Here is a 25,298-nt window from a genome sequence, read left to right as displayed (position 1 = left end):
ATTTCCATAGGGTAACTCACTCTCGTTGCCAAAGAAAAAACACCTCCAGGTTACTTCCATATCTTACGACATGGTTGCATTCTCTTGAAGGTGTTTTGATTTGTCTCACGTTATGGGGTCAGTCCCATGTTTGAGGGAACGGCTTTTTCTTACGCCTACAGTATTTTTTTGCTTCCGCTTATGTTTATTTTCTCCAAAAGCTTCATTGTGTTTGACCATAGATCAAGAAAAGTGGCTTCAGGTGCTTCTATCGGCGGAAATTCCATTCATCCGTACGATAACGATTTTCCGCTAATTCTTTCGCCAATTGCTGCTCTTCAGCTGTCAAATCCATCGGGATAAGCTCAATGCCCAGACCCTCGGCAAACCCTTGATAAAAGGCTTCAATCGCTTCTTCTAAAGAAATAGGTTTTGAGCTTACTTCGTTTATCGTAACGGCTTTTTGTTTAAAGCTATTCATCATCCGTTCCTTGACACGTTCACTCGGGAAGGTTAACAGAGAAAATAGCAAATCAACATCCATATCCAACAAGATGGAGCCATGCTGTAGGATAACACCCTTCTGACGTGTTTGTGCGCTCCCTGCTACTTTTTTTCCTTCTACCACTAATTCATACCAGGAAGGGGAATCAAAGCATGCAGACGAGCCTGGAGAATTATATTTTGCCTTCTCCTCCTCTGTAGCAAGCGACACCATCTCTGCTTTTAACCCTAGCTTCTGAAATCCATGTAATAAGCCCATGGAAATTACCTTATAAGCTTCTGTGACGCTTTTTGGCATCTGCGGATGGTCTTCGGATACTATCACACTATAGGTAAGCTCAGCATCATGAAGGACTGCTCGTCCTCCTGTCGGGCGTCGAACCAATCCAAGTCCAAGGCGCTTCACTTCATCAATATTGATCTCTTTTTCCATTTTTTGAAAATAACCGATAGAGAGAGTCGCCGGGTTCCATGTATAAAAACGAACGGTAGGCGGTACTTTTCCTTGGCTGTGCAAAGTTAAAATGGCTTCGTCAATTGCCATATTCATTTCAGGTGACATAGGCGGAGTCACCACATAACGCCATTTTTCCATTTCCATGCTAAATACCTCCCATATATCTACGTCCAATCAAGCGGCTGGGAGCAATCTTGTTAATGAGGACTGCTCGCACTCTATATCTGTCGCAAACAACGCTGCTTAGACATAGTACACTCCTCATTGTAAGGCTTCTATAGAGTAAGAGACAAGCGCCAACTGTCGAGCGCCTGTCTCTATCTATATTTCCTGATTACATTTATACTTTAAATTTGTTCATTACCGCCTGCATATCATTGGTCATTTCTGACATAACCTCTGCTGTCGTAGCCACTTCCTGTGAGGAAGCTGTTGTTTGTTCAGAAGTGCTGGCAATCTCTTCTGTTTTCGCAAATATTTCTTCCGCAACGGCCGTACTATTTTCTACTCTTGCAGAAATAGTTTCTTTTTCTTGAAGGATATGGCCGGCGCTTTGACTTAGATGATGAATTTTCGGTCCGATATCTTCTACAGCTTTTGTAATGTTGGCAAAGGAATGCAATGCATTAGCAATATCGTTCTTCTGCGTATACATTTCCATCTGCATCTCATCTGCTGTTTGTAGCATATGCTCGGAATCCTTAGAAATCGTTCCAATCTGGTCACTAATGCGTTGGGAGAAAATGCGGGATTGTTCTGCTAGCTTTCTCACCTCATTTGCTACTACAGCAAAGCCCTTTCCATGTTCACCAGCACGCGCCGATTCAATTGCTGCATTTAAGGCTAATAAATTAGTCTGATCCGCTATTGTATTAATTAAACCTGTAAATTCATCAATCTTGTTTACATTCTCATTTACTTTCGTGATATTTCTAATTAGTCCTAAGAAGACTTCATTGGTATGCTCCACAGATTGAGCAGCTTTATTCATATGTATGTCGCTTTCGCGTGCTACGTCTTGAATATCGCGAGTTAATCCATCGACTACTTGAATAGATTGGACAATTTCCGTTAGCTGTTCGCCAAATTCAGCCATAGTTTCTGCGATCGCTACTAGGTCTCTGGTTTGTTCTCCCACCCCAGTAGAGGTTTCATGGACAGATTGTGAGACGATTTCAAACGCCGCACTTAGCTGCTCCGATATAGCACTTAAATTATGTGAAGCCTTTGTTAAGTCATCTGATTTTCGTTGTACAGTATCAATCATTGCTGAGGTATTTACAACGGCATTCGCCAATGCCCCTCTCATTCTACCAAACTCCGTATTGTCAGCTTCCTCAATCTTAATGGTAAGATTCCCTTTTCCAAATTCTTCACAGTACTGAATCATTTCTTTAGCTGAATTATTAATGGAAGTAGAAAGTATATATGATACCAAAACGACAATAAAAATAACAGATCCCATTAAAATAGCATAGTAGCTCCATGCGTTCTCATATTTTTCTGTTGCATCTGAGTCTAGCTTGTCTCCATTTGTTGTTAAGTAAAGAATGAGATCATTTATATTATTATCCAACTTAATCGCATACTCGGCAAAGGTCTGCTTAACATCTTGCAGAACTGGGTTGTTTGCCTTTAAATACGTATCGCGAATCGTCACCCAATTTTCAAAATAGCTACGTAATAATTGATCAATCTGCATCTTCTTTTCTCGGTCAAACTCATTTTCTTCCCGATTCGTAAAGTAATCCGCTTCCGAAGCTAAAACAGTATTGTACAGCTTATCAATCTCGTCATAATTTTTTGCATCATACTCACTTATGGTTTGCAGAACAGCAAATCTTAGCTTATAAAAGTCTGAGCGTAAATTATTGGCTTTCACTAATGGATCTACGACATTTCGATTAATTAACGTAGATGAATCATTAATATCTTTCATAAAATACATTCCTAGCCCACTCATAATCAAGCTGAACAATAAACCAATCGCAACAAGGATACGAATATTGGTCACTAGGCTAATTTTCTTACAAATATTAAATACTTTCATTCGGTATGATTCCCTCCAGTCATTCCTTTACACTTTTATATCGGACGAAAGTATTAAAATAAATGATAAATATGTTACAAATTTAAGAACTATTATTGAACTACCGGATATCTCGACACCAAAAACAACCGATTTTCCCACAGCAAATGGGGAGAATCAGCACTTTAGTATCAAACATATTACTTTTAAAAATGTCGCTTTTCTTTACCCGTAAACCAGCATATCCCTTTTTGGAAATAACAAAAAGCTCCTACTCGTTAATGAGGAGCTTATACAAAAACATCCCGTGTAACCTGTAGAGGACACGGGATGTTTGATCCAACATATAAATCTTTAAGCTTCAGGCTGGTAGCGCAAGATTGGTTTTCTTGCTGCTGTTGCTTCGTCAAGTCGTTTTACTACCGTTGTATGAGGTGCTTCTTGAACCAATTCTGGATTTTCTTCGCATTCTTTGGCAATCTGCAGGAGCACCTCGATGAATTCATCAAGAGTTTCCTTGCTTTCTGTCTCAGTTGGTTCAATCATTAAGCATTCATCCACAATCAATGGGAAGTAGATTGTAGGTGGATGATAGCCGAAATCTAGTAAACGCTTAGCCATATCAAGCGTACGTACTCCTAATTTCTTCTGACGAACGCCAGAGAGAACAAATTCATGCTTACACACTCGATCAAAAGGTAACTCAAATGCAGGAGCTAACTTACGCATCATATAGTTAGCGTTTAACACAGCGTTTTGAGACACCTGTAGCAATCCATCTGGTCCCATCGTGCGTATATAGCTGTAAGCGCGAACCAATATGCCAAAGTTGCCATAAAAACCTTTTACTCGGCCAATGGAAGCTGGGATATTGTAATCGAGTGTAAAAGTGCCTTCATCCGTCTTCTTCACCATTGGTTTTGGCAGGAATGGAATCAAATCTTCTTTTACGCCAACCGGACCTGCTCCTGGACCACCGCCACCGTGAGGACCTGTGAAGGTTTTATGCAAATTCAAATGCACAACATCAAAGCCCATATCGCCCGGGCGAGCAATTCCTAAAATGGCGTTTGCATTCGCTCCGTCATAGTATAGTTTTCCACCCGCTTCATGTACGATCTGAGCCATTTCCACAATATTTTCTTCGAATAGACCTAATGTATTTGGATTCGTGAGCATCAAGGCTGCCGTATCTGGTCCTACTACCTGACGCAAAGCTTCAATATCAACAAGTCCACGTTCATCGGATGGAATTGTGATTGTTTCCAATCCCGCGATCGTTGCAGAGGCGGGATTTGTACCATGGGCAGAGTTTGGCACGATGACCTTTGTACGCTTTTCTCCCCGGCTTTCATGATAAGCCCGAATCAATAGCAACCCTGTCCATTCTCCTGCTGCACCTGCCGCAGGTTGTAAGGTCACAGCGTCCATGCCTGTGATTTCAGCCAGCTCATTTTGTAGATTATATAATAATTCTAGTGAACCTTGCACCGATTCCTCCGGTTGATAAGGATGTACCTGAGCAAATCCTGCAAAACGAGCAATATCTTCATTAATTTTTGGATTGTACTTCATCGTGCAAGAGCCTAACGGATAGAATCCATTGTCAATACCATGATTCCGACGCGATAGTTCGGTATAATGGCGCACTAATTGTAACTCGGAGACTTCTGGCAATTCTGCTGGCGTTTTTCTGATCAAATGCTCTGGAAAATAAGAGGAGATCTCAGCTTCAGGAACATCATTTTTTGGTAAGCTATAAGCTACACGTCCTGGCTTGCTCATTTCAAAAATGATCTCTTTTTGTTTATCGTTACGCATGTAGGATCGCCTCCAATTCTTTTGCCAACTGATCAATTTCTGCTTTGGTTCTTAGCTCTGTCACGGCGATCAGCATATGGTTGGCAAGCTCCGGATAAGCGAGACCCAGATCATAACCGCCAATGATGCCTTTTTGTAGCAAGCTACGATTCACATCAGCTACAGCTATTGGCAACTTGATAACAAATTCATTAAAAAATGGAGCTGTAAATACATTTTCTACACCGTCTAGCTGGTCCAGCACCTGTTTCGCATAATGGGCTTTATGCAGGTTCATTTGTGACATTTCCTGCACCCCCTGTTTACCAAGTGCAGTTAACGCGATCGAAGAAGCCAGCGCTAGCAAGGCTTGATTGGAACAAATATTAGAAGTCGCTTTTTCGCGACGAATATGCTGCTCACGTGCTTGAAGGGTGAGTACAAAACCACGTTTGCCATCCTCATCCTTGGTCTGACCCACAATACGGCCTGGCATTTTCCGCATTAATTTGGAAGTTGTAGCAAAATATCCGCAGTGCGGACCTCCAAAGGACACTGGAATTCCGAACGGTTGCATATCGCCGACCACGATGTCTGCTCCTAATTTTCCTGGTGCTTCTAATAAGCCAAGTGCAACTGGATTGGAGGAGACAATAAGAAGAGCCCCTTTTTCATGAGTAAGCTGTTCAATTGCCCGTAAATCCTCTACGCTACCAAAAAAGTTAGGGTATTGAACCAATACGGCGGCTGTTTCCACCTCTAAAGCAGCCTGTAGCTGCGATAAATTAGTGACACCCTCCTCGGTGAAGTCTACTTCAACTACCTCTACTTGTTGACCATATGCATAGGTTGCAAGGACCGCGCGTGTTTCTGGATGGACTGTCTTGGAGACAATAACACGTGGCTTCCCTTTATGACCAGCCGCCATCATTGCTGCTTCCGCCATCGAAGTATACCCGTCATACATTGAGGAATTGGCTACCTCCATGCCTGTGAGTTCACAAACCATTGTTTGAAACTCAAAGATTGCCTGTAGCTCCCCTTGGCTGATTTCGGGTTGGTACGGAGTATAAGCAGTAAAAAACTCACCACGCAATAACATATGGTTAACGGTGCTTGGCGTATAATGCTGGTACACCCCAGCTCCTAAAAAGTTTACATGAGTTGTAAAGTTAGCATTTTTCGAAGCTAATCCGCCCATGAATTTTACTAGATCTGGCTCAGATAGCGCTTCGTCTATTGCTAATTCTCTTGGAAAACGTACTTCTTCAGGTATATCGGAAAACAATTCATCCACGCTGGAAACACCCAGAAATTCCAGCATCTCTTTCTTATCTTGCTCCGTAGTTGGTAGATAACGATATGTCACGGATGGTTCCCCCTCTGATTTAACTTCTCGAATTCCTTACTTTTTAGGTCGTTTATAAAATGGAGTGGCGATAATTTTAGCACGCAGGCGTTTTCCACGTATCTCTACTTCTACCTCATTGTCGATAGTAGCATGAGCAGTTTGAATCAACGCCAGACCTACATTCTTTTTCAAAGTAGGCGATTGTGTCCCAGTAGTAACCTCTCCAATCTGTTCATCACCAACAAATACTGGATAATGTGTGCGAGGAATACCACGATCAATCATTTCTAATCCAACTAGCTTGCGTAAAGCCCCGTTCGTTTTTTGCTCCAGCAACACGTCATGTCCAATGCTTGGCACATCTTTATCTACTTTAACTGCAAAACCAATACCCGCTTCGATTGGCGTAATGTTCTGGGATAGCTCTTGACCGTATAATGGTAGCTTAGCTTCAAAGCGTAAGGTATCACGTGCACCTAATCCGCATGGAACCAAGCCATCCTCTTTGCCATTTACCAATAATTTTCCCCATAGCTCAATGGCATCAGCTTGATCCACGTACAGTTCAAAGCCATCCTCTCCCGTATAACCACTACGCGATACTAGCGCAGTAATCCCATCAATGGAAACGTTTTCTTTAAATTGGAAGAACCCGATCTCCTTGAGGTTCACATCCGTCATTTTCTGTAGAATCGTTTCAGCAAGCGGACCTTGAATCGCAAGCTGTGCTATTTGGGATGAAATATTTGTAACAGTGACATTTTCTGTTAGATTTTCCTGCATCCAAACAAAATCCTTATCAATATTGCCAGCGTTAATTACTAGCAAGTAATCATGATCTCGTTTTTTATAAATGATTAAGTCATCAACAGTACCACCATCTGGATAACACATCGCTGCATATTGAGCCTGACCGTCCTCTAGTTTAGATACATCGTTCGTAGTCAAGCGTTGTAAATAATACAGGGCACCTTCCCCTTTTACTTCCACTTCACCCATGTGGGATACATCAAATAGGCCTGCTTTTGTACGAACCGCTTCGTGTTCTTGCGTGATGCTACTAAATTGAACAGGAAGGTCCCAGCCGCCAAAATCAATGGTTTTGGCCCCGTGTGTAGCATAGATCGGATACAATGGCGTTTGCTTCAGCTTTGACATGTAACCACTCGCTTTCTTCATCTCTTTGTTTTTCACCTAAACGAAACTTGGCGCCGGCAGAGTCTTGTTGCTCTTTTCCTATCTTTTTTTGCATCATGATCATTTTTGATAGCACAAAAAAAGACAGCGAACCTGTAACAGCCAACGCAAATAAGCGCCCGCTCTCCAAGCTCTCTGTCCCGGTACCTGAGAGTTACCCTACTGGTAAGTAGGTTTCCCCTTTGGTGGCTTCTATGAAAAAAGCTCTCTCCAGAGGTGCGTCCAGTAGAGGTTCTTTTGCCTGAGAGATTCACCATTCCTGGTTTGCTCCTTCGGCGCTGCACAGATGATACTCGCAGTCTCTCCCTACTACCTTCATTCGCAAAAGAAGGGTTATTGTACATAAAATCTATGGAAGAAACGCATACTATAACGTGTCTTCCTGTCTGTCTCCTTTATCCTAACATGACTTTGGAAAGAAGAAAACAGAAATTTGCAAAACAGCAATTATTTATTAACATTAAAACGCTTACATCATAAAAATGTTCGTTTTTTAAATAGATTTACCTTGGGATTTTAAGATAGTAAGAAGGGAGATACCATGTATGACGAATTTCTCACTTTCTTTCGATACGAGCTGGGTTGCCCCTTTGGAAGAATTAATTCAGCAGGATGGGCCTTGGAATAAATGGGAGTTGTTTCAGCTCGCATTACAGGCAGAGGAGGCATTGGCAGTAACTGATTTTGATCAGCTTCAATGTTTAAAATACCTCCCTTATGTAGAACCCTTCCCTCATCAAATCGAAACCGCTAATCGCGTTCTAAATCAGATGAGGGGTCGGGCTATTTTGGCCGATGAAGTAGGGCTAGGTAAAACAATTGAAGCAGGACTCATAATGAAAGAGTATATGGTACGCGGATTAGCCAAAAAAATTCTGATCCTTGTACCCGCTTCCCTTGTCATACAATGGACCAAGGAGCTTAATCAAAAATTCGGCATCCCAGCCATGCCACAAAAGAAGGAGTACATGTGGCGCCAATATGATGTGGTTGTGGCCTCCATTGATACTGCTAAACGGGACCCTCACCGTCGGCATGTGCTTGATATTGATTATGATATGTTAATCATTGATGAGGCACATAAGCTAAAAAATAAACGGACGAAAAATTATCAGTTCGTGAAAGAAATTAAGAAAAAATATTGTCTGCTGCTGACTGCCACTCCTATTCAAAACGAGATGGATGAACTCTATAATCTGATCAATTTACTTCGTCCTGGGCATTTAGGGCATACGCAGTCCTTCTCATCCACCTATGTAGATGGCAAACGCCAAGCTAAGAACAGTGGTAAATTGCAAACGGAAATCAAAAAAATCATGATCCGCAATCGCCGCAGTGACGGAGGAGTTCATTTTACTCCGCGCCGTGTTCAATCTATCCCGATTGAGTTATCTGTTGAGGAGCGTGCGCTTTATGATGGCGTTACTCAATTCGTCAAGGAAAGATATCAGCAGGAGACGGGAAAAGTCAATGCTCTAGCTTTATTAACCTTGCAACGAGAGGTATGCTCAAGTCGTGAAGCTGCCTTCATGACGTTATATCATATGCATCAAAAAGCTCCCGAGGCCTCTCCGAAACGGGCGGAAATCATGCGTTTAGTCGATATGATCAAGCAAATTAAGACGCATTCCAAAGCGACAAAAACCGTAGAGCTATTAAAACAAATCAATGACAAGGTGATCATCTTTACCGAATATCGTGCTACGCAAAACTATTTACAAAAATATTTAAGCGAAAACGGTATTACATCGGTGCCTTTCAGGGGAGGCTTTAAGCGTAGTAAAAAGGATTGGATGACGGACTTGTTTCAAAACCGAGCACAGGTACTCATTGCTACTGAAGCTGGCGGGGAAGGAATTAACCTGCAATTTTGCAATCACGTTATCAATTATGACATGCCCTGGAATCCAATGCGCATCGAACAAAGAATCGGACGTGTTCATCGACTCGGTCAAAAAAAGGATGTTTTTATCTATAACTTATCCACCACCGATACGATCGAAGAACATATTCTTCGCCTGCTATATGAAAAAATTGATCTATTTGAAATGGTTATTGGCGAGCTAGATGATATAGTAGAACGTCTTGCTTTAACAAAATCCTTGGAGCAAAGTCTTGTAGAAATCATTATGGATTCCCGCTCCAATAAAGAAATGGCATTAAAAATGGATAATATGGGCAGTGTGCTTCGCTCTCTACGCCAAAACAAAGAGCTGCATAAACACCCACAATCCCTTCCGCAATCATAAGCACCTTTGCAACCGGTGGTACAGGAAATTCTCACACCTTCATCACTTATCGAGAAAGGAAGTTCCCCCTCATGCAACAGACGGAAGTACGGGAATTCGTAGAAAAGTATTTTGCAGCCTTTCAGTCACACGTAGTTGAGAACCATCCAGACTATGTCACTGTAAAATTACCAGAGGATGTAGATAAGGATATCGGGAATCGCCCATTTTACTGGTCTTGGGTGGAGAAAATGAATATCGCTCCTCAGCCACTCCACCTCACCCTATATTTTCCTCAGACGGAGATTCCAAAGGAGCTTCGGGCTGAGCATATTCATTTTGGTTCAAAACGGCTTCAGCAAATCTTTGAATCTACCTACAAGCACGGACGCTTTGTTTGTATGTACGAAACTCCAAAGGGTATCTTGCAAAAAGCAAGTATGTCGACACGAAGATCGACAGCGTTAACTCCTTGGCTCCATTTAAATATAAAAGTTTCTTTTATCTGTGACAAAAAACGCGATTTCCTTCTTTCTCTCGGGATAAATCTACATCAAGCGCGAGTGGTTCAGGATTTTTACCCGTTTCTCAAGCGGTTACAGCTTACTCCTGCTATACCTGATTATTTTTATACATTGGATCGCCGTCTGGACATTCCCCAAGCTATTGAGATGGCTAAAAGTGAAGTGTACCATTTTTTAGATAATCAAGATCATTCCTGGGCTGACCAAGCTCGCCTTCGTCTTCAGGAGGAGTTAGATATCTTAGAGGAATATTACAAGCATGCGGCACTAGAGCAAGAGCGGGAGGAGGCTAAGGCTTCAAAAACACCTTCTAAAGAAGAAGCTACTGGAGAAGCCGATTTAGAAGAGGCCTCAAATCCTTCCGTTATAACCCCTACTCCACAGGCAAAGAGTCAAATCGATAAGAATATACAAGGTGAAACAAGCGAAACTCCGGTTCTTCACACGGATTCCCCTTCTCCATTGGGGCATTTGCTCTCGGTGAAGCGTCCGACACCTATCGCTGACGAATCGATCCCTGTCACACTCTCGCAATCCCCTGCAACGATGCAGGATCATTTACAAAAGGGTGGACGTATTCTTGATTTTCTACGAATAAATGGCATACAAGAAACACCAAAGGAGCAAGTCGAACAAGAGGAATGGAAAGCAAGTAGTATCGAGGAGGAAAAAGAGCGACGTATCAGCGAATTACGCTGGCAATATGAACCGCGTGTCGACGTAAAGCTTATTAATGGTGGCTTGTTTTATTTATTTAATTTGCCACCAATCTAATCGGTGCGTTGCTTAGTTAGACCTGATTCTACATAGCCCAGAAATTTGTAAAACAACAGCGAAGAAATATAGAGGAGAGCTGACAGCAACCAACAAATCTTTTGATGGCATTTGGTTACAATAGGTAACGTAACCTACGAAGGGATGGTGTCTCAGTGTATGAAACTACGTTCACTAGCGAGCCGATTCTTGTTGCTACTCCTCTTATTCTCGCTTCCCTCTTCTCAAGCGCATGCTGCACAAGAAGGTCCATGGACCGCAGCTTTTACCCAACACATTCAGACTTGGATGAAAAAATTAGAAGAAAAGGATAGTCAGTTCAAAGCCTGGAAACAAGCTAGCATTGAAATCCAAGCATTAGGTCCTGGTTCGCATGAATGGCTGGTCACGATAAAGGAAAAAGACAAACCCCTTGGCTATATGATTGTCACCGAGTCACAGGAGACAGCAAACCAAGTAACTCCTGAATTTGTTTTGATGGAATACGGACTGGGTGAATATACATTGTTTGATCAAAAGCTAGCACCAAAAGATGAGAAAGCAGAATTATATTATGATGGCTTCACATCGTATTGGCGCATACCGATAGCAGATACACATGAATATATCGATGCGAAATCCGGCGAAAAGTTTCCGTCTCGACTCAAGCCTGATCCATCCGTTATGCATCGTATCGCTCGTCAAAAATTAGTAGATAAAGAGGCTCAACTAACTTTGAGCCGGACGTTGCTATCTACGGAAACGGACCCTTTTTCCCGTATTGACTGGTTAACCGCAAGAGTGAATCGTCCCACTACGCCAAAACAAGAGCTAACCTACTTGCTCACTCAAAAACCAAATGAACCGATTGTTATTACTGCCGATTTGTTCGAAAAAGAAGTGATGGCTCCTTTTACTATCGGAACCGTTCACCTCTGGGATAACGAAACGTACATAGGTGTCTGGGACTCGGGGTTGCGTTTCTTACCTTACTCTTATATTGAACAAGTGGGAAGTATCGTACACACTTCATCAAACCATGTAAAATAGCAAAACGGTGGTTTCTCTCCTTTCATGTGAGAGAATACCACCGTTTTGACCTTTATTCAGCGAAAACCATCATCAACAGGAGAACAGCGCTCATTTACCTGATGAAAAATTTCATCCAGTGTCATGCCCTCTGCATTGATAACAGGCGCTCCTGCAATACTCTTGGACTGATCTCCAATCAAGTTTTCATCCATACCTGTAATGACTACAGCATCTACCATCTGTTGCCAATTTCCCAATTCAACCACATCAAAACCATTACTGCGTAGCATCGAGTTTACATGGGATAATGTTTTTTCTACGGCTACTTTTGGCATAAGAACCCCCAGATGTTATTTTTTGAATAATAGCTTGATGGACATCGGGATTGCGCCAAACCATTTAGAGGACCAGGGTTCGCGCGGCACTTCACGTTGTCGCCGACGCTCTTCCTTAGGAGTCTCCAAATATTGCACAAAGCGCTTGGTCATATACTTTACGTATTCTTGCGATGACATCGCGCATCCCTCCCTTGGCATTAGTGTTGCCTAAGAAGAGCAATTTAAATCGTTATGCGGTGGTTATTTCATCGACAATTTCTTCTATCGTTTTCCCAGTTGTATCGATTTGAATAGGAGCAAAATCGTATGCCCCTGCGCGTGCTTGTAGCAGTTCTCGTACTTTTTCCTTCACATTTCCTTGAAGAAGTGGCCGATTCTGATCTCGTTCAACACGGCGAATAATCTCCTGCTCGCAAGCAGTAAGGGCTACTACTCGTCCATGCTGAAGCATTACCTGAACGTTCTCAGGTCGCAACACCGCTCCGCCACCCGTGATTATCACGCGACGATTTCCGTCAACCAATTGACGTAACACATTCGTCTCAAGCTGTCTAAATATCTCTTCGCCATCCTCGGCAAAAATTTGGGGGATTGTTTTCCCCGTTGCTTTGGCGATTTCTTCATCTAGATCACATCGCTCATAATGTAGCCGCTGTGCGAGTTGTTCACCTACTGTTGATTTACCTGTTCCCATAAATCCAATGAGAATAATATTGGTTGATTGCATGGTGTTTTTCCCCTCGTCACTATTATTGAATGGTGACCGTCCGCTTTTCCTTCTGATAAGTTACTCGGTACCCTAAGCCCTCGTTTAGCAAAGCAAGTGGGAATAAGCTGCGTGCGTGCCACTCTAACAAAGGAACCGGCATTTTCTGTTCAATTCCATTTAAAACATAACGATCTGATTTTTCATGGAAAACAATGACGTTACGCTTTGACTCTGCTCGTATTGTACGGTTGGCCTGATCCGACGTTACCTTAAAACCTAACTGCTCCAAGGTTTCGCGGAGGGGCAAATAAACTACATGATTACGGATGCGTCCCCTTGTAGCTGGATAAAAATGAGTTTGACCTATAATGATATTCACATAATACTCCGCAGCAATTGGGATAAAGCTCTTTTGATTTTGTTTGTGGACATTTGGAACAAAATACTGGGCCTCAGCTCCTAAGATTTGACCTAACGCCTGATCCAAATGCTCTGGACCAATGACTTTATGCTGGTAATTGCTTTGCACCCGTTTTAAAAAGTCAAAGAATAATTGGTCCCCCAGTTGTTTTCGTAAATTATCGAACAGTAAGGCCGCATTGGAATACCAAGTCCAATCAAATTCATAGTAATCCTTAAACTGTGTCAGGTGATTCGAAAGTTTCCCATATGGATAAGCTTTTGCCAGCCTATTCGCCTCCGCCTGATACTCCGCTAATATTTTGGCCGCGGCTTTTTCTCCATAGCGTTCCCGATAATAAAAGGTAACACTCGCCTCCACTAATCCTTCGTCCATCCATCCTGTATATGGCTCAATATTTTCAACAGAATTGTACCACCACAAATGAGCTAACTCATGCGGTAACCAATGCTCTACCTGATTGCTGTTAACCTTATGCTTGGCGATAATAGCCATATTCGCGTATTCCATAGCATAGACTGTGTCATCTCCTGTCTCTGCTATACCAATTCGAGGATAAGGAAGCTCGCCCATTAATTTGCTGTAAATCGGCAGAACCTGAGTAGCAATCTCCTTTAATTTTGCCAAATGAGTTACATCTGTCGACCCAATATCCACTGTTAGATTTGGGGAGATTTTGACCGTTTCAACTTTGTATAATGGACTGCCTACCATTGTAAAATTAAGTAGCTTTTTCCCTGTAAAATGATAAGTAGATCGGCCACCTTCATTACTGGATTTCTTTCCTCTTCCCCATGAAGTTACCCAATTAAATGAAGAGGGAGCGACCATATCGACTTCATAATCGGCATAATGATAAATGTAAGGGTCACCATATCCGATGACCTGTGGAGGCTCATACCAGCGCTTCTGCTGATCCATAGCTCCAAGCATCGGGTACCAATGTGTTAAGGTCCAAATTCCTTGATGAACACCAAAGCGAGTTGGCCCACGTGGAACCTTTGTTTCAAAAACCACTTCTAGCTGTGTTCGTGTTTCGTTTTTAGCTGGGTTATCCAACACAAGGACAGGATCGCGCCGGTTATAGGACATACTTTTTCCTTTCCAGCGAATGGCGGAAATTTTGTTGCTGCTCCATTTATAACCGTAATAATACAGATAGAGCTTCTCCGTCTGTGGATTATCAAAAGTCATAGTAACCGTTCCTGCTATTGTTGCTTGATCAGGCAATAAAGATGCCTTAATTGTATAAGAAGGATTAAGTTCTTTGACTACTGGCGGTAACAACTCTTCTTTACGAAACGGATCTACTGAGGTTGTACTGTTATAAAATAAAGAATCAGATTGTAAAGAGGATAAAAACTCCTTAATCTCAGGTAATTTCATGTAGGCTCCCATCGCTGCAAAGCACATCAATAAACCTACACATACTGCTAAACTTTTCTTATGTATTGCTTTCATGTAGAACTCTCCCCACTACTTCCCAAGCCAAAGCTGAATAATAATTCCTCTACTGGTACAATCGGCTAATGCAAGAAACTTCTTTACAGATTGTAACATAGTCGATTTCTACTGTGTGGCATCATTTCTAAAAAATAAGAAGAAACGCAGAATAAACCTGCATACGGACAGGAAATACGCTGCGTTTCTTTGTTACTGATATTTTTCATCTCACCCCTATGGTTCCCTTTCTTCTCCAGTCACTACATCAATTACATGCGCTGGATAAAGTGGGGTTGATATGCTTTTACTAGCTGGAGGACTTATTCCTTTTTCCACCCATTCGACCAATAAATCAAAACATTGGTGTGCATAAGGTAGCATTGGCTGTAATTCATGCTCAGGATCAACCTTGCTCCAAACCAGACCGTCCACATGATTCGCTTGTTCAATCATGTACAACCGATGCTTACTCGCTTGCCCTGCCTGCTGGATTAATTTTGCATAAGCCTTTGCATGCAGATCGGGAAAAATCAAAGCGTCCCACGTTCCAGCAACTGAAATAAGCGGCGTGTGTATCCGGCCTGTATTTGCAATTGGCTGAACTGCTTGTTTGACCGATGTAGGTCTTTTTTTATAATCATAAGAAGCAAAAATATGGTCATAGCTTCGGTCACGCAGGCCGGTTTGATCATAGTAGAGATAATCCTGCCAAGCCAAGCGATTAGGAGCGGTGGGATCAAACTTATCTCGATAAATATTTAGGCTAACAAACCAATAGAGCTGATCATAATATGCCCATAATTTTTCAGAGCCTACTGGCATTCCAGCCTCATAGATGCATGTGCGTGCCTGCTTTTGTCCGTCCCCTGTGCCATATATGGCAGCATAGGCATGTTGTACAACGGTGGTGAGCGAGCTAATCAAATTCGGAGCCTCTGCTTGCCACATCACCCCTTCCAGCTCTAGTCCTCCATCAAATAGAGCTGGCTCTCCCGTTAATTGGGGATCATCATGTTCCAGTGCATACCTCACTACATAGCCACCGTTAGAAATCCCCATAGCATAGGTAGGAACCCGATGATGTTCAGTCAGTAAACCATGAGCCGGATTGCGGTCGTCCTTGCTGGAAATCAACTGCTCTTGATGATGAGTGGTTAAGTAATCCTGAGCTACTTTTGTTACCTGTCGAAAGCACCTATGCCATTTCGCTATGCTGTCGTCCTTTGCTATCAGTGCATTCTTCACTTTTGCTAACGGATCATTTGGATCACACTTCCCCTGAGTTCCTTTATCAATAGCCGCAAAAGCGTAGCCTTGTCCTAGAACATAATCACTGAATAATAAATCGGTTGATGTTTCATTACGTGTCGCCGGTACTCCAGCCACCACTAATTTTCCATTCCAATCATCTGGGATACGGATCAGAAATTTGGCATCGTCTAGCATGCCATTGATCTGCTTTCCTGTAATCTCTCCCGGCTTATACATGTGATACCAGCCCGTCCCCTGCATCGGGTCCCCCCACGCTAAGGGAACTAAGCTATCATTTCCTTGCACAATAGCTGCTTGGTATTGAACAGGATTTTTGGTAGTAAGCCAATTCCCTGCTTTGCCATCAAAGGTTTTCACTGTAACATTGCGGGCATCTGGAATAAAAAGGGACGAAGGGCTACTTCCACCTCCTATAAAAGGAGCCATCGTTTTCAATAATGTATGCCGTAAAGAATGAATTAACTTATTTTTCAGAAATATCACCCCGTGGCTAGAAAGGCGACCTAAGTCGCCCTTTTCTAAATTAACACACAGCAACCGCCTCTAGACAAACCTCGTTTTGCTGCGCCCAACGATGCAATTCCTTTAGAACATGTATGCAATCAGGACTTTCTCTATGAATGCAAAGCGTATCTGCGGCTAATTCAATGACACTGCCATCTACCGTTCGTACCCGTTGTTCTTTTACGAGCTGACTTGCCTGTTGCAATTGCTCCTCCTTGCTAATTAAAATGCTTCCTTCCAATTCACGGGGGGCTAATCGCCCATTCGGCAGGTATGCTCGATCTGCAAATACTTCCTCCGCCACATACAGCCCATGCTCTAGACCGACCTGAACCAACGAGCTTCCTGATAATGCGTACAAGATTAAATCCTCTCGAATATCCGTAATAGCGCGAACAACTGCTTCTGCTAATTCTGGCCGCTCCGCTGCTTCATTGTACAGAGCTCCATGCAGCTTCACATGATGCAATGTGCCTCCCAGTGCTCTTGTAATTCCTTCCAAAGCAGACACCTGATATAACACCAGCTCATATACTTCGCGCATGGACAAATTCATGGAACGACGACCAAACCCATGAACGTCAGGGTAACCGGGATGTGCTCCTATTTTTACACCCTGCTTCAGTGCTGCTTCAACCGTACGGCATATCACATGCGGGTCCCCAGAGTGAAAGCCACAAGCAATATTTACCGATGTAATCCAGCGTAAAATTCCCATATCTTCATCAAGTCGATGACGCCCAAACATCTCTCCCATATCGCAGTTAATATCTAGTTTCATCCTGTCTTTGTCCCCTCGCTCTCTCTTTGTCCATATAATTGTAAGCGCATTCAAACAAAGCTGTAATATTTTACCTTACCTTAAACCTTATTTCCTTATCATACCACGTGGCCCAATTACAAAAAAGTGAAACAAAGTTCACTTTTTTATTTACTCGCGCCTTCACCAGGACAACATGAAGAAGAATAAAAAAGACTTTTCCCATCACAACGAACTGATTGGATGAGAAAAGCCCCTTTATGTTTTACAATCAAAAGCTCTGCTAGCTAGCTTTGAACCGGGATAGGCTTTGCTGCCGGATGCTCCGATTTGGCGATAGATGTATTATCGCTGATTAATGATTCAGCCAAAGCCATCAGTTGATTTTTCTCTAATTGATAGTCAAATTCCTTCGCTTTATCCGGCTTCGCATTGTTATACTCAGTTGGGATTTCATGGCGATGTGAACGTTCTACCTTTAGTACAAAGTGAAGCCGTTCTAATTGTGATATCACTTGCTCAATTTCTTCAGCGTCCACATACATGGCAACGTAATTGAGTCTTTTGGATACATAATGAATGGTGCCGAATTTTCGTAAATTCTTCGCAACACGAGGATTTTTAATCCAAACAGCTACTCCCAATCTTTTCAGTCTCATCGTGCCCTGAAAACTCCTTCCTCTACTGACAATCCTATGTAATCAGGCTCAAACTACGTCTTTTAGCAAAAAACGTAGTTTTATGAGCGCTGTCGTATTTTTCATTAAGCGTGTTTCTTTTCTTTATTACCGCAACCACAGCTGCCACCAGTACCGCAACCGCTGGCCATTGCCTCCATAATTGGGTTATTGCTAGGAACTTTAACGCTCTCTGATACAGAATCAGCTATAACACGACCTACTTGATACAATAGCTGATCTAAGCTTGCTTCTGCTTTCTTAAATTCACGAACAGTTGGCAACGCTTCATAAGACTGCTTTAATTCTCTTATCTCAGCCATTACCTTGTGGAAATCTGGGTGATACTTACCAAAACGTTGAACTTCTTCATAGTCTAGCTTTTTACGCTCAAAGCGCTGGATATATAGTAAGACTTTCTCGTCATTTTCCATAGCTTGCTTCGTTTGTAAATAATCATTCACTTCTTGTGATTCATTTATCATAATGGCTAAATGATCAGCCTCATACAACAAGCTAGCCATATCTAATTCACTTGGTATATCTATCATGTTTTACCTCCTTTACAGGCAAACCTACTATTATTTTAGCACGAAACCCCTCATGGAGGCACAGGAAAGATTTAAACATCACACATTTTTTACTTGGCTTTCCTATAAATATGCTGGAATCAGGATACGTAGCCGTGATATCTCATCCACTTTTTCTTTCCAAAATTTATCTTTTGACATCATACGTACTTGCCAGTACCCATGTTCCAATTCCACTTCCTGTACTCTGCCCGTCCATTCATCTTGTCGATGGGTTTGGCATTGTACCTCTAATCGAAGCTCCTGTGCTCGTTTTAGCATCAGGCGCATCGTATTTGGATGATAGCCTTGATAATGTTCCGTCCACATTTTTGGTAAGGCTGATAGACCCGGGATGGCTTCACCGACATCAGGAAAAACATTTTCAACCTTGAAATCAAGAAAGGCTGTTACCAAGGGGAAAAAGCCTTCACTATCTAGGTTTATCTCTGATGGAATGAGATTGTTATCCGAGTGAGCCTCATCGAAATGGGAGCCTAAAGCCTGGAAACGACGGATTTCCCCTGACTGCGGCTCATACCCACATTCCCTAAGCAAGGAGATAAATTCCCCCAATTTACTTTCAGGAAGTAAAAAAGCTACAGGCGAAATGACTTCCGATATAAACGGGGCAAGAATTCCTATATCACGTAATTCAGCTAACAATGCAGGGCTGGTTGTTTTAAACCGAATCACCTGCTCATAGGAGAGCTGTTTCGCGTCCTCTGACCATTTTATGAGGAGTTGAGCAACAGAGTCCGGCACTGGATGGGCTGTATGCTCGTGGAAAAATTGAAGGATTTGGTCAACACTTCCTCCTGTTGATAAGTAGGTCTGCACACGTTGGGAGGTTACATTGCAGGTAATAAAATCCCCAGCTACATTCATTTCTCCCAAACGGCTTAGCTCCCAAAGTTGAGCTAACATCATACCCGGAGGAACCATGACTTCACCAGTCGAATCCAAATACCATTTAGGCTGATGATCCCCCTGATCCTGATGATACGGATTATGGCGAATCCACAGGTTTTGTTCATTATCTTCGCCTAATTGAATGAGTCCAAAACCAAGCAAAGGATGTAACCAGGTCTTTTTCAATTGCTCCTGGGCCTGTTCTGGTAGCCTATAACCTATCTTCGTTAGCTTAGAAAGAATCTCATCTATCCTGTACCATTCTTTATCGAGCAATTGCAATTCAAATAGAAATCCTTCTTGCCACGACTCCTTTGGCGCATAGTATCGTAATAGGTTTGTTTTGATATCCTCAAGCTGTTCCACATTTTTCTTTCGTAACCAATCATTTAATATTGCGGGATGCAGGCAAATTCTTTTATCTTGTAAATAGACAAGCCGCATTCGTAAGGATAGATCAAAGAGAAAAGAAACGGGCGTTTGATCATCTACCTTTACTTCAGACGGCAAAAGACTAGAAAACCACCCCCGCATATGTTCATCTCTCAAAGAAATGCGATCCATCCATTTGAGGAGCATTCGCCGGGGTATTCCGTTTTTTTGTGTAAGAGAAACCGATTGTTCTCTTAAAAACAGCAGAAAGGCAAGCATATCCATATGGATACCGCGCCCTGCTGGAAGTGAATAGGAAAATACATGCGGGATGGCTTCCTCTTTTACTGATGGTTCTATCCCTTTTTTGTGTGTAAGGCTACTAAAGGCGTATATATTTTTACGTAATTCGAACGGCATCATATAGCCTATCTCGCTCCACATTTTTCGAACCGTATAAATAATACCTAGTCGACGTAGCTTTGTAAGACCTGCTGTTAACAGAATATCTTGCTGAGTAATTGTCTCAAATTCACGCTTACGTATAAATCCCTGTTGCGCATTTGTATAAAAAAGAGACACTGCTTGACGCTCGTGCTCTGTGAGTGCTTCCCATAATGATTGACAGAAGCTTGCATCCTGTAGTCGGTTCATTAAAGATTTGTCGCATTTGAAATTTAATCGCCGGTTCTGTTCCTGGATAATCTCTTCCGTTGTACGTTCTGACAACATATCCAGACATTTATATAAATTCACGAAGCTCACCTCTATTCGTAACGGTAGATGGAGGAAATCATAGGAGGGATAGAGAATGAAACATGTATTAGCAGGCCTATTGCTAATGGGAGGAATCCTGATCTCCTACATCAACACGACCCCAACTGCAACAGCTCAGGATATCTCTTTGCCTCACAATATTCAACAGTCTAACCAAAAAGGAGTTGTATCTATGAATGATTTTAGCACTGCTCCTACTTCCTACCCCACTTCTGTAGATCTGGCGCTTGCCGATATACAAGAACAGGGTGGCTATCGACTGATTCATGAAAATGATCTCACCTATGTAGCCATTGCGCTTGGTGAGCGCCCTACCAGTGGCTATTCTATCAAGGTTGACAAGGTCCAGCAAGAGACTGACGGAACTTATGTCATCCATGTCGTAGAAGAGCGACCTCAAAAATCAATGCTGCTTCAAGTAATTACCTACCCAACTACGGTAATTACCTTACCTCAAGATGCACAACACGTAACCATAAACTACCTATAATAACGAACGACAGAGCGAAAAGGAAAAAGCTGTGGATGGTGTTCATGGACTCCACAGCTTTTTCCTATGTAGGTGAAAGCCTCATAAGACTCTCTTTTTCATTTGCTTAGTTGATTACGATTTCAAAGGTCTGTTTGACACCATAGGATTCATGGTTGTTATGGGCTAATTCCACTTCTATTTTGTGTTTTCCGGGAGCCACATCCGCTAAGGTAAATTGCGGGCCAAAAATCTTGGCTATTTTCTTCCCATCTACATACAAATGGACATGGCCTTCACCGTCTTTATTTTCTTTTCCCATGTTTTCCAATGAGAACCGGAAATCTTGAACAATCATTTTTAATTCCAGATCATTGCCTTTTACTTGGTGTTCCACGACAAGAGAGGGCTTCTTCACTTCTTCAGCAAGTACATGTGTCTGATTGCTGTGAGTTGCCTTTTTTCCTTCCAATGAATGCAATCCCATCATGGATAGCTCTAAAATAGCTACAAACAAAATAAATAAGTAAAAACGACGTCCACGCAATTTTTGGATCATACAGGACACTCCTTACTTTTTGGTGAATATAGCCCTAGAGTGCCCTGTTTTTCCCTGTTTATGCTACAATCGTCTACTTCATTGATCAGTTCGTTAAGCGAATTTTATTCTCTTGTAAAATTACTTTCTCAATAGCCTCATGCTATTAAGAATAACAATCATGGCTGCTCCTGTATCGCTAATGACGGCCATCCACAGTGTGAGCCAATTTGGGATGATCAAAAGTAGTGCAATGGCTTTGATCAACAGAGAGAAATATATGTTTTGCTTGATAATCGCTAACGCTTGTTGGCTAAGTCTAATTACATATGGTAATTTTTCTAGGTCATCAGCCATCAATACAATTCCTGCTGTTTCCATCGCAGTATCTGTCCCTGCTCCTCCCATCGCAATACCTACATCAGCAGTAGCTAAAGCTGGGGCATCATTAATACCGTCACCCACCATTGCGATCGTGCCACCTTCTCGCTTTTTCGCTACCTTTATTGCCTCCAGCTTATCCTCTGGCAACAATCCTGCTTGTACGTGTCCGATCCCCACTTTTTGAGCCATATGCTGTGCCGCTCCGGCATTATCTCCCGTCAGCAACAAGGTTTTTACGCCAATGCCTTGTAATTGCTGCATCACCTGTTGGCTAGTTGGGCGAATGGTATCAGATATGATGAGGGCACCCCAAATTTCTTTCGTTGTTCCCACTAATACAATCGTTTTGCCAGCTTGTTGCTCTTCTTTAATCTGTTCTTGTAAAAGGCCAAGCTCAACATTATATTCGATAAACAGCTTTTCATTCCCAGCCAAATACGTGATTCCTGACAGGGTAGCACTAGCACCCTTACCAACAATGGTTTGATGATGATCCGAATTCTGCGGGAGAATCCCACTTTCCCTTGCCTGCAACAGGATAGCTGTAGCAATGGGATGATGTGAGGATTGCTCGATCATGGCCGCCTTTTCAAGAATTTCTGTCTCTGAACGTTCCTGAAGAGTAAGAATTTTTTCAACCTGTAATTTTCCAGTTGTGATCGTACCCGTCTTATCAAACGCCACTTGCTTTAAATGACCAATCATCTCCAAGGCGGCTCCACCCTTAATCAGCACACCATGACGTGCCGCACTGCCAATAGCTGACACTACTGCAACTGGAGTCGAAATCACTAAGGCGCAAGGGCAAGCGATTACCAATAGCTCCAAGCCACGGTAAAACCAATGTTGCCACTCTCCTGTAAATAAAGGAGGCAAAATAATAACAGCTAGGGCCACTACAATGACAATGGGCGTATAAATTCTAGCAAATTTCTCTACGAACTGCTCCGTCGGTGCCTTCTTCTCCTGTGCTTCCTCCACTAAATGAATGATGCGAGCTAACGTCGAATCGGAGCCGATCTTCGTGACTTCCATCTCAACTACGTCAGTTTCGTTTATACTACCAGCAAAAAGAGTGTCACCTACGCCTTTGTCAACTGGCATGGATTCCCCAGTGATCGGCGCCTGATTAAACGTTGAAATCCCTTTAACAATAAACCCATCAAGAGGAATTCCTTCACCTGCTTTGATTAACAAGCGCTCTCCAACTAGTACATCTTTTACTGGGATACTAACCCATTCGGCTCCTCTATAGACAATCGCTTCCTTTGGTGCTAAACGTAGCAAGGAGCGGATAGATTGACGCGTTTTATTGATAGATAGGGTTTGCAAAGCGTTCCCAAGTCCAAATAAGAAAACAACCGTTGCCCCTTCTAACCATTCCCCAATAAAAGCTGCACCTATTGCCGCTAAGCTCATCAGCAGATTCATATCGGCCGATTTGCTTTTTAGAGCATACCAGGCGGCTTTTAATGGCTTTAATCCAGCAATCACCATAGCTATAGCATAAGCACTATTCCCCAGCAGTTCTAACTGGAACGCATGCAGTATAAGCCCTGCCAGAATAAAAAAACCTGCTGTTCCCGTACGCCAAACCGCCTCATTTCGCCACCAAGCTTCCGGTTCAACACTAGCCAAGCGATCATTTCCGTCTTGATATGTACCTTTGTAACCAGCTTCCGTAATAGCTTGGAGAACTTGTTCAACATTAGCTTTTTTACCTAAGCGCATTTTAGCTGTGCTAAAGTTTACTTCTACTTCAGACATGTTCAGGCTTTTCTGCACATGCTTCTGTAACGTCAATGCGCAGGAGCCGCAATCCATGCCCTCAATATGATATACCTGTGCAGCGGGTTTATTGGTTAATTCATTCGTCGCCATTTCATGTTGGGCTGAACAGCATCCTGTAGCGTGTGAATGTTCAGCATGATTATGGCCGTGATGAGTGTGTTTCTGATGTTCGTGATCGTGACTATGATTTTTGTGATGATGCTCTTGATGCGAGTGACCTGCATCTTGACAATGCTCGTGCTGATGGTGATCTGCATGGGAATGCTGCCCCTGTTCACCACAGCAAGTTTTCGTTACAATTTCGTTATCTTGATGTTCTACGTGAGAATAATTGGAGTTTTTTTCTTGTCCATTATGCTTATGATTCAGATTTTTCCTCATCCCGCAGCACCTCATTTTCCGATCTCTCTACATCGTAGTGTATCAGATAACATTATAATATTCAAACAATCATCTAAATGTTATTCCTTTGATTTTCTAAATCCTGCTTTTATTGCAGCTTCTTCAGTATCAAACCACTCCTCTGGTTTTGTTTGCTCATAATAACGTCCACCAGGCACATGATAAATTTTTTCACCCTTTGAATTAATATTTCCTTTGATTTGCTGCTTGCTGCTGTCTTTTTCCGAGCTACTTTCCTTTTTATCAGATTGATTCTTTTGCTTCTTCGAGGATGTATTCATTTGCTTATCCTGGTCCGCTTTCTGATAAACATCTAATGCCCAGAGCCCTCGATTATTTTCTCTAGCATCCTGTTCTGCCTTTAAGAACACTTCTGCTTGGGCTACATTAGGTGGAACTGTCATGATGCGAGCGTATCCTTCATGTACAAGATGCTCATTATAGAATGTGCCATCTTCTAAATAAACATAAGCTAATAATCTTTGATATTTATCGAAAGGCTGAACATCGAATTGAAGAGTGACCTCCTTGCCTTCTAACATACTTTTCGAATAGTTACTCGCTTCTTTTCCATATGGCTGTACAGGAGTATTGGGCTTTACCGTCTCTGGTGTATCCACTCCGATTAGCCTTACCTTATCGCCTCTTGTTGTTTTAAAGGTATCCCCATCGACCACTCTCTCTATTTTAACTTTCATTTTTCCATTGGGAGTAGGCTCGTTGTTTTCTTGGCTGTCTTTGTCAGTGGCGCATCCACTTACTGCTAAGGCAACACCAAGGGAAAGAATGGCTAATAAATGCTTCGTTTTGGCAAACATTGTTCTCATGTACAAATCCTCCATGCTTTTTGTTTATTTCTACCTTTCCCATCATACCAAACATACGTGCTTGTCTACAGTTTTTCTATTCTTATAAAGCAAAAAACGACCCACAACATCTTGGTAGGCCGCCTTTTTATCCGGTCATTATTCCCAGTCCCAATCAACGAGTAGTACAAATAAAACCACGACGATTATGATGATCCATATCAGTTCCTCGTTATCTCCATTTAAGAAGTCAAAATCGAAAAAACCCATGTGGACCCTCCTTTCCTCTTCGTTACAGCC

The 25,298-nt window shown here is 42.4% G+C and carries 21 protein-coding genes and 2 riboswitches; of the genes, 4 read left to right on the top strand and 17 right to left on the bottom strand.

All coding sequences use genetic code 11. The features are described from left to right. Positions 1 to 247: 247 nt before the first annotated feature. The 5 genes from O0550_RS16840 to gcvT form a co-directional block, all read right to left on the bottom strand. A complete protein-coding gene (locus tag O0550_RS16840; RefSeq protein ID WP_173645590.1) occupies positions 248 to 1,078 on the bottom strand; it encodes a lipoate--protein ligase family protein in 831 nt (276 codons plus the stop codon). Positions 1,079 to 1,280: 202 nt separating this feature from the next. Then, positions 1,281 to 2,990, bottom strand: coding sequence for a methyl-accepting chemotaxis protein (locus O0550_RS16835; protein WP_003344209.1), 1,710 nt, complete (start codon positions 2,988 to 2,990; stop codon positions 1,281 to 1,283). 333 nt (positions 2,991 to 3,323) lie between these two features. Next, positions 3,324 to 4,790: an aminomethyl-transferring glycine dehydrogenase subunit GcvPB gene (gcvPB, locus tag O0550_RS16830; protein WP_181748871.1), complete on the bottom strand. Its 1,467-nt coding sequence runs from the start codon at positions 4,788 to 4,790 to the stop codon at positions 3,324 to 3,326. Then, positions 4,783 to 6,138, bottom strand: coding sequence for an aminomethyl-transferring glycine dehydrogenase subunit GcvPA (gene gcvPA, locus O0550_RS16825; protein WP_258426871.1), 1,356 nt, complete (start codon positions 6,136 to 6,138; stop codon positions 4,783 to 4,785). The genes gcvPB and gcvPA overlap by 8 nt, the downstream gene beginning before the upstream one ends. A 36-nt stretch (positions 6,139 to 6,174) precedes the next feature. Next, complete coding sequence (gcvT, locus tag O0550_RS16820) at positions 6,175 to 7,278, bottom strand: glycine cleavage system aminomethyltransferase GcvT (protein WP_258426875.1); 1,104 nt, start codon at positions 7,276 to 7,278, stop codon at positions 6,175 to 6,177. Positions 7,279 to 7,450: 172 nt separating this feature from the next. Continuing rightward, positions 7,451 to 7,533, bottom strand: a riboswitch (glycine riboswitch). Positions 7,534 to 7,537: 4 nt separating this feature from the next. Continuing rightward, a riboswitch (glycine riboswitch) is annotated at positions 7,538 to 7,635 on the bottom strand. Positions 7,636 to 7,862: 227 nt separating this feature from the next. Between gcvT and O0550_RS16815 the strand changes: the two genes are divergently transcribed. From O0550_RS16815 to O0550_RS16805, 3 genes are all read left to right on the top strand, one after another. Continuing rightward, entirely contained in the window at positions 7,863 to 9,566 is a 1,704-nt protein-coding gene (locus O0550_RS16815; RefSeq protein ID WP_163244239.1) for a DEAD/DEAH box helicase, read from the top strand. Positions 9,567 to 9,637: 71 nt separating this feature from the next. Beyond that, positions 9,638 to 10,843 carry a YqhG family protein gene (locus O0550_RS16810; RefSeq protein ID WP_258426870.1) on the top strand — a complete coding sequence of 402 codons (1,206 nt, stop codon included), beginning with the start codon at positions 9,638 to 9,640 and terminating at the stop codon, positions 10,841 to 10,843. 159 nt (positions 10,844 to 11,002) lie between these two features. Then, on the top strand, positions 11,003 to 11,872 hold the full coding sequence (locus tag O0550_RS16805; RefSeq protein ID WP_258426869.1) for a hypothetical protein: 870 nt from the start codon (positions 11,003 to 11,005) through the stop codon (positions 11,870 to 11,872). 56 nt (positions 11,873 to 11,928) lie between these two features. Here O0550_RS16805 and O0550_RS16800 read toward each other — a convergent pair whose 3' ends face one another. From O0550_RS16800 to O0550_RS16760, 9 genes are all read right to left on the bottom strand, one after another. Then, positions 11,929 to 12,189 (bottom strand): YkuS family protein, encoded by a 261-nt coding sequence (locus tag O0550_RS16800; protein ID WP_258426868.1) that lies wholly within the window; start codon positions 12,187 to 12,189, stop codon positions 11,929 to 11,931. A 15-nt stretch (positions 12,190 to 12,204) separates the two neighbouring features. Continuing rightward, the gene (locus O0550_RS16795) at positions 12,205 to 12,369 is read right to left on the bottom strand and encodes a YqzE family protein (protein ID WP_022585028.1); all 165 of its coding nucleotides are present in this window, start codon (positions 12,367 to 12,369) and stop codon (positions 12,205 to 12,207) included. Between the two features lie 52 nt (positions 12,370 to 12,421). Next, a complete protein-coding gene (locus tag O0550_RS16790) occupies positions 12,422 to 12,919 on the bottom strand; it encodes a shikimate kinase (protein ID WP_258426867.1) in 498 nt (165 codons plus the stop codon). Between the two features lie 22 nt (positions 12,920 to 12,941). After that, positions 12,942 to 14,783 carry a stalk domain-containing protein gene (locus tag O0550_RS16785; RefSeq protein WP_258426866.1) on the bottom strand — a complete coding sequence of 614 codons (1,842 nt, stop codon included), beginning with the start codon at positions 14,781 to 14,783 and terminating at the stop codon, positions 12,942 to 12,944. Positions 14,784 to 14,999: 216 nt separating this feature from the next. After that, complete coding sequence (locus tag O0550_RS16780; protein WP_258426874.1) at positions 15,000 to 16,463, bottom strand: alpha/beta hydrolase domain-containing protein; 1,464 nt, start codon at positions 16,461 to 16,463, stop codon at positions 15,000 to 15,002. Positions 16,464 to 16,560: 97 nt separating this feature from the next. Next, entirely contained in the window at positions 16,561 to 17,322 is a 762-nt protein-coding gene (locus O0550_RS16775; protein WP_003337996.1) for a 5-oxoprolinase subunit PxpA, read from the bottom strand. A 266-nt stretch (positions 17,323 to 17,588) separates the two neighbouring features. Next, positions 17,589 to 17,960, bottom strand: a complete 372-nt coding sequence (locus O0550_RS16770; RefSeq protein ID WP_003337997.1) for a YlbG family protein — start codon at positions 17,958 to 17,960, stop codon at positions 17,589 to 17,591. Positions 17,961 to 18,064: 104 nt separating this feature from the next. Then, on the bottom strand, positions 18,065 to 18,529 hold the full coding sequence (locus O0550_RS16765; protein WP_003337998.1) for a YlbF/YmcA family competence regulator: 465 nt from the start codon (positions 18,527 to 18,529) through the stop codon (positions 18,065 to 18,067). Between the two features lie 102 nt (positions 18,530 to 18,631). Further along, positions 18,632 to 20,587, bottom strand: a complete 1,956-nt coding sequence (locus O0550_RS16760; RefSeq protein WP_258426865.1) for a hypothetical protein — start codon at positions 20,585 to 20,587, stop codon at positions 18,632 to 18,634. Positions 20,588 to 20,642: 55 nt separating this feature from the next. Here O0550_RS16760 and O0550_RS16755 point away from each other — a divergent pair, with 55 nt between their 5' ends. Continuing rightward, positions 20,643 to 21,098, top strand: coding sequence for a protease complex subunit PrcB family protein (locus tag O0550_RS16755; RefSeq protein WP_003338000.1), 456 nt, complete (start codon positions 20,643 to 20,645; stop codon positions 21,096 to 21,098). 106 nt (positions 21,099 to 21,204) lie between these two features. On the opposite strand, the gene O0550_RS16750 is transcribed toward O0550_RS16755, so the two are convergent. The 3 genes from O0550_RS16750 to O0550_RS16740 all read right to left on the bottom strand — a co-directional run bounded on the left by O0550_RS16750 (position 21,205) and on the right by O0550_RS16740 (position 25,019). Further along, the gene (locus O0550_RS16750) at positions 21,205 to 21,636 is read right to left on the bottom strand and encodes a hypothetical protein (RefSeq protein WP_068792928.1); all 432 of its coding nucleotides are present in this window, start codon (positions 21,634 to 21,636) and stop codon (positions 21,205 to 21,207) included. 120 nt (positions 21,637 to 21,756) lie between these two features. After that, a complete protein-coding gene (locus O0550_RS16745) occupies positions 21,757 to 24,171 on the bottom strand; it encodes a heavy metal translocating P-type ATPase (RefSeq protein ID WP_258426864.1) in 2,415 nt (804 codons plus the stop codon). A gap of 80 nt (positions 24,172 to 24,251) precedes the next feature. Next, entirely contained in the window at positions 24,252 to 25,019 is a 768-nt protein-coding gene (locus tag O0550_RS16740) for a thermonuclease family protein (protein ID WP_258426863.1), read from the bottom strand. Positions 25,020 to 25,298: the final 279 nt, after the last annotated feature.

Origin of the sequence: Brevibacillus halotolerans (assembly GCF_026891775.1) — a bacterium.
Lineage (GTDB): Bacteria > Bacillota > Bacilli > Brevibacillales > Brevibacillaceae > Brevibacillus_B > Brevibacillus_B halotolerans.
The sequence above is the reverse complement of the archived record's forward strand: the minus strand, read 5'-3'. Positions and strand labels throughout refer to the sequence as shown.

Bases quoted from the DNA above. Each gene is read 5' to 3' on its own strand.
- O0550_RS16840 (WP_173645590.1), bottom strand. From the start codon at position 1,078: ATGGAAAAATGGCGTTATGTGGTGACTCCGCCTATGTCACCTGAAATG.
- O0550_RS16835 (WP_003344209.1), bottom strand. From the start codon at position 2,990: ATGAAAGTATTTAATATTTGTAAGAAAATTAGCCTAGTGACCAATATT.
- gcvPB (WP_181748871.1), bottom strand. From the start codon at position 4,790: ATGCGTAACGATAAACAAAAAGAGATCATTTTTGAAATGAGCAAGCCA.
- gcvT (WP_258426875.1), bottom strand. From the start codon at position 7,278: ATGTCAAAGCTGAAGCAAACGCCATTGTATCCGATCTATGCTACACAC.
- O0550_RS16815 (WP_163244239.1), top strand. From the start codon at position 7,863: ATGACGAATTTCTCACTTTCTTTCGATACGAGCTGGGTTGCCCCTTTG.
- O0550_RS16810 (WP_258426870.1), top strand. From the start codon at position 9,638: ATGCAACAGACGGAAGTACGGGAATTCGTAGAAAAGTATTTTGCAGCC.
- O0550_RS16805 (WP_258426869.1), top strand. From the start codon at position 11,003: ATGAAACTACGTTCACTAGCGAGCCGATTCTTGTTGCTACTCCTCTTA.
- O0550_RS16800 (WP_258426868.1), bottom strand. From the start codon at position 12,189: ATGCCAAAAGTAGCCGTAGAAAAAACATTATCCCATGTAAACTCGATG.
- O0550_RS16795 (WP_022585028.1), bottom strand. From the start codon at position 12,369: ATGTCATCGCAAGAATACGTAAAGTATATGACCAAGCGCTTTGTGCAA.
- O0550_RS16790 (WP_258426867.1), bottom strand. From the start codon at position 12,919: ATGCAATCAACCAATATTATTCTCATTGGATTTATGGGAACAGGTAAA.
- O0550_RS16785 (WP_258426866.1), bottom strand. From the start codon at position 14,783: ATGAAAGCAATACATAAGAAAAGTTTAGCAGTATGTGTAGGTTTATTG.
- O0550_RS16780 (WP_258426874.1), bottom strand. From the start codon at position 16,463: ATGGCTCCTTTTATAGGAGGTGGAAGTAGCCCTTCGTCCCTTTTTATT.
- O0550_RS16775 (WP_003337996.1), bottom strand. From the start codon at position 17,322: ATGAAACTAGATATTAACTGCGATATGGGAGAGATGTTTGGGCGTCAT.
- O0550_RS16770 (WP_003337997.1), bottom strand. From the start codon at position 17,960: ATGAGACTGAAAAGATTGGGAGTAGCTGTTTGGATTAAAAATCCTCGT.
- O0550_RS16765 (WP_003337998.1), bottom strand. From the start codon at position 18,529: ATGATAGATATACCAAGTGAATTAGATATGGCTAGCTTGTTGTATGAG.
- O0550_RS16755 (WP_003338000.1), top strand. From the start codon at position 20,643: ATGAAACATGTATTAGCAGGCCTATTGCTAATGGGAGGAATCCTGATC.
- O0550_RS16750 (WP_068792928.1), bottom strand. From the start codon at position 21,636: ATGATCCAAAAATTGCGTGGACGTCGTTTTTACTTATTTATTTTGTTT.
- O0550_RS16745 (WP_258426864.1), bottom strand. From the start codon at position 24,171: ATGAGGAAAAATCTGAATCATAAGCATAATGGACAAGAAAAAAACTCC.
- O0550_RS16740 (WP_258426863.1), bottom strand. From the start codon at position 25,019: ATGAGAACAATGTTTGCCAAAACGAAGCATTTATTAGCCATTCTTTCC.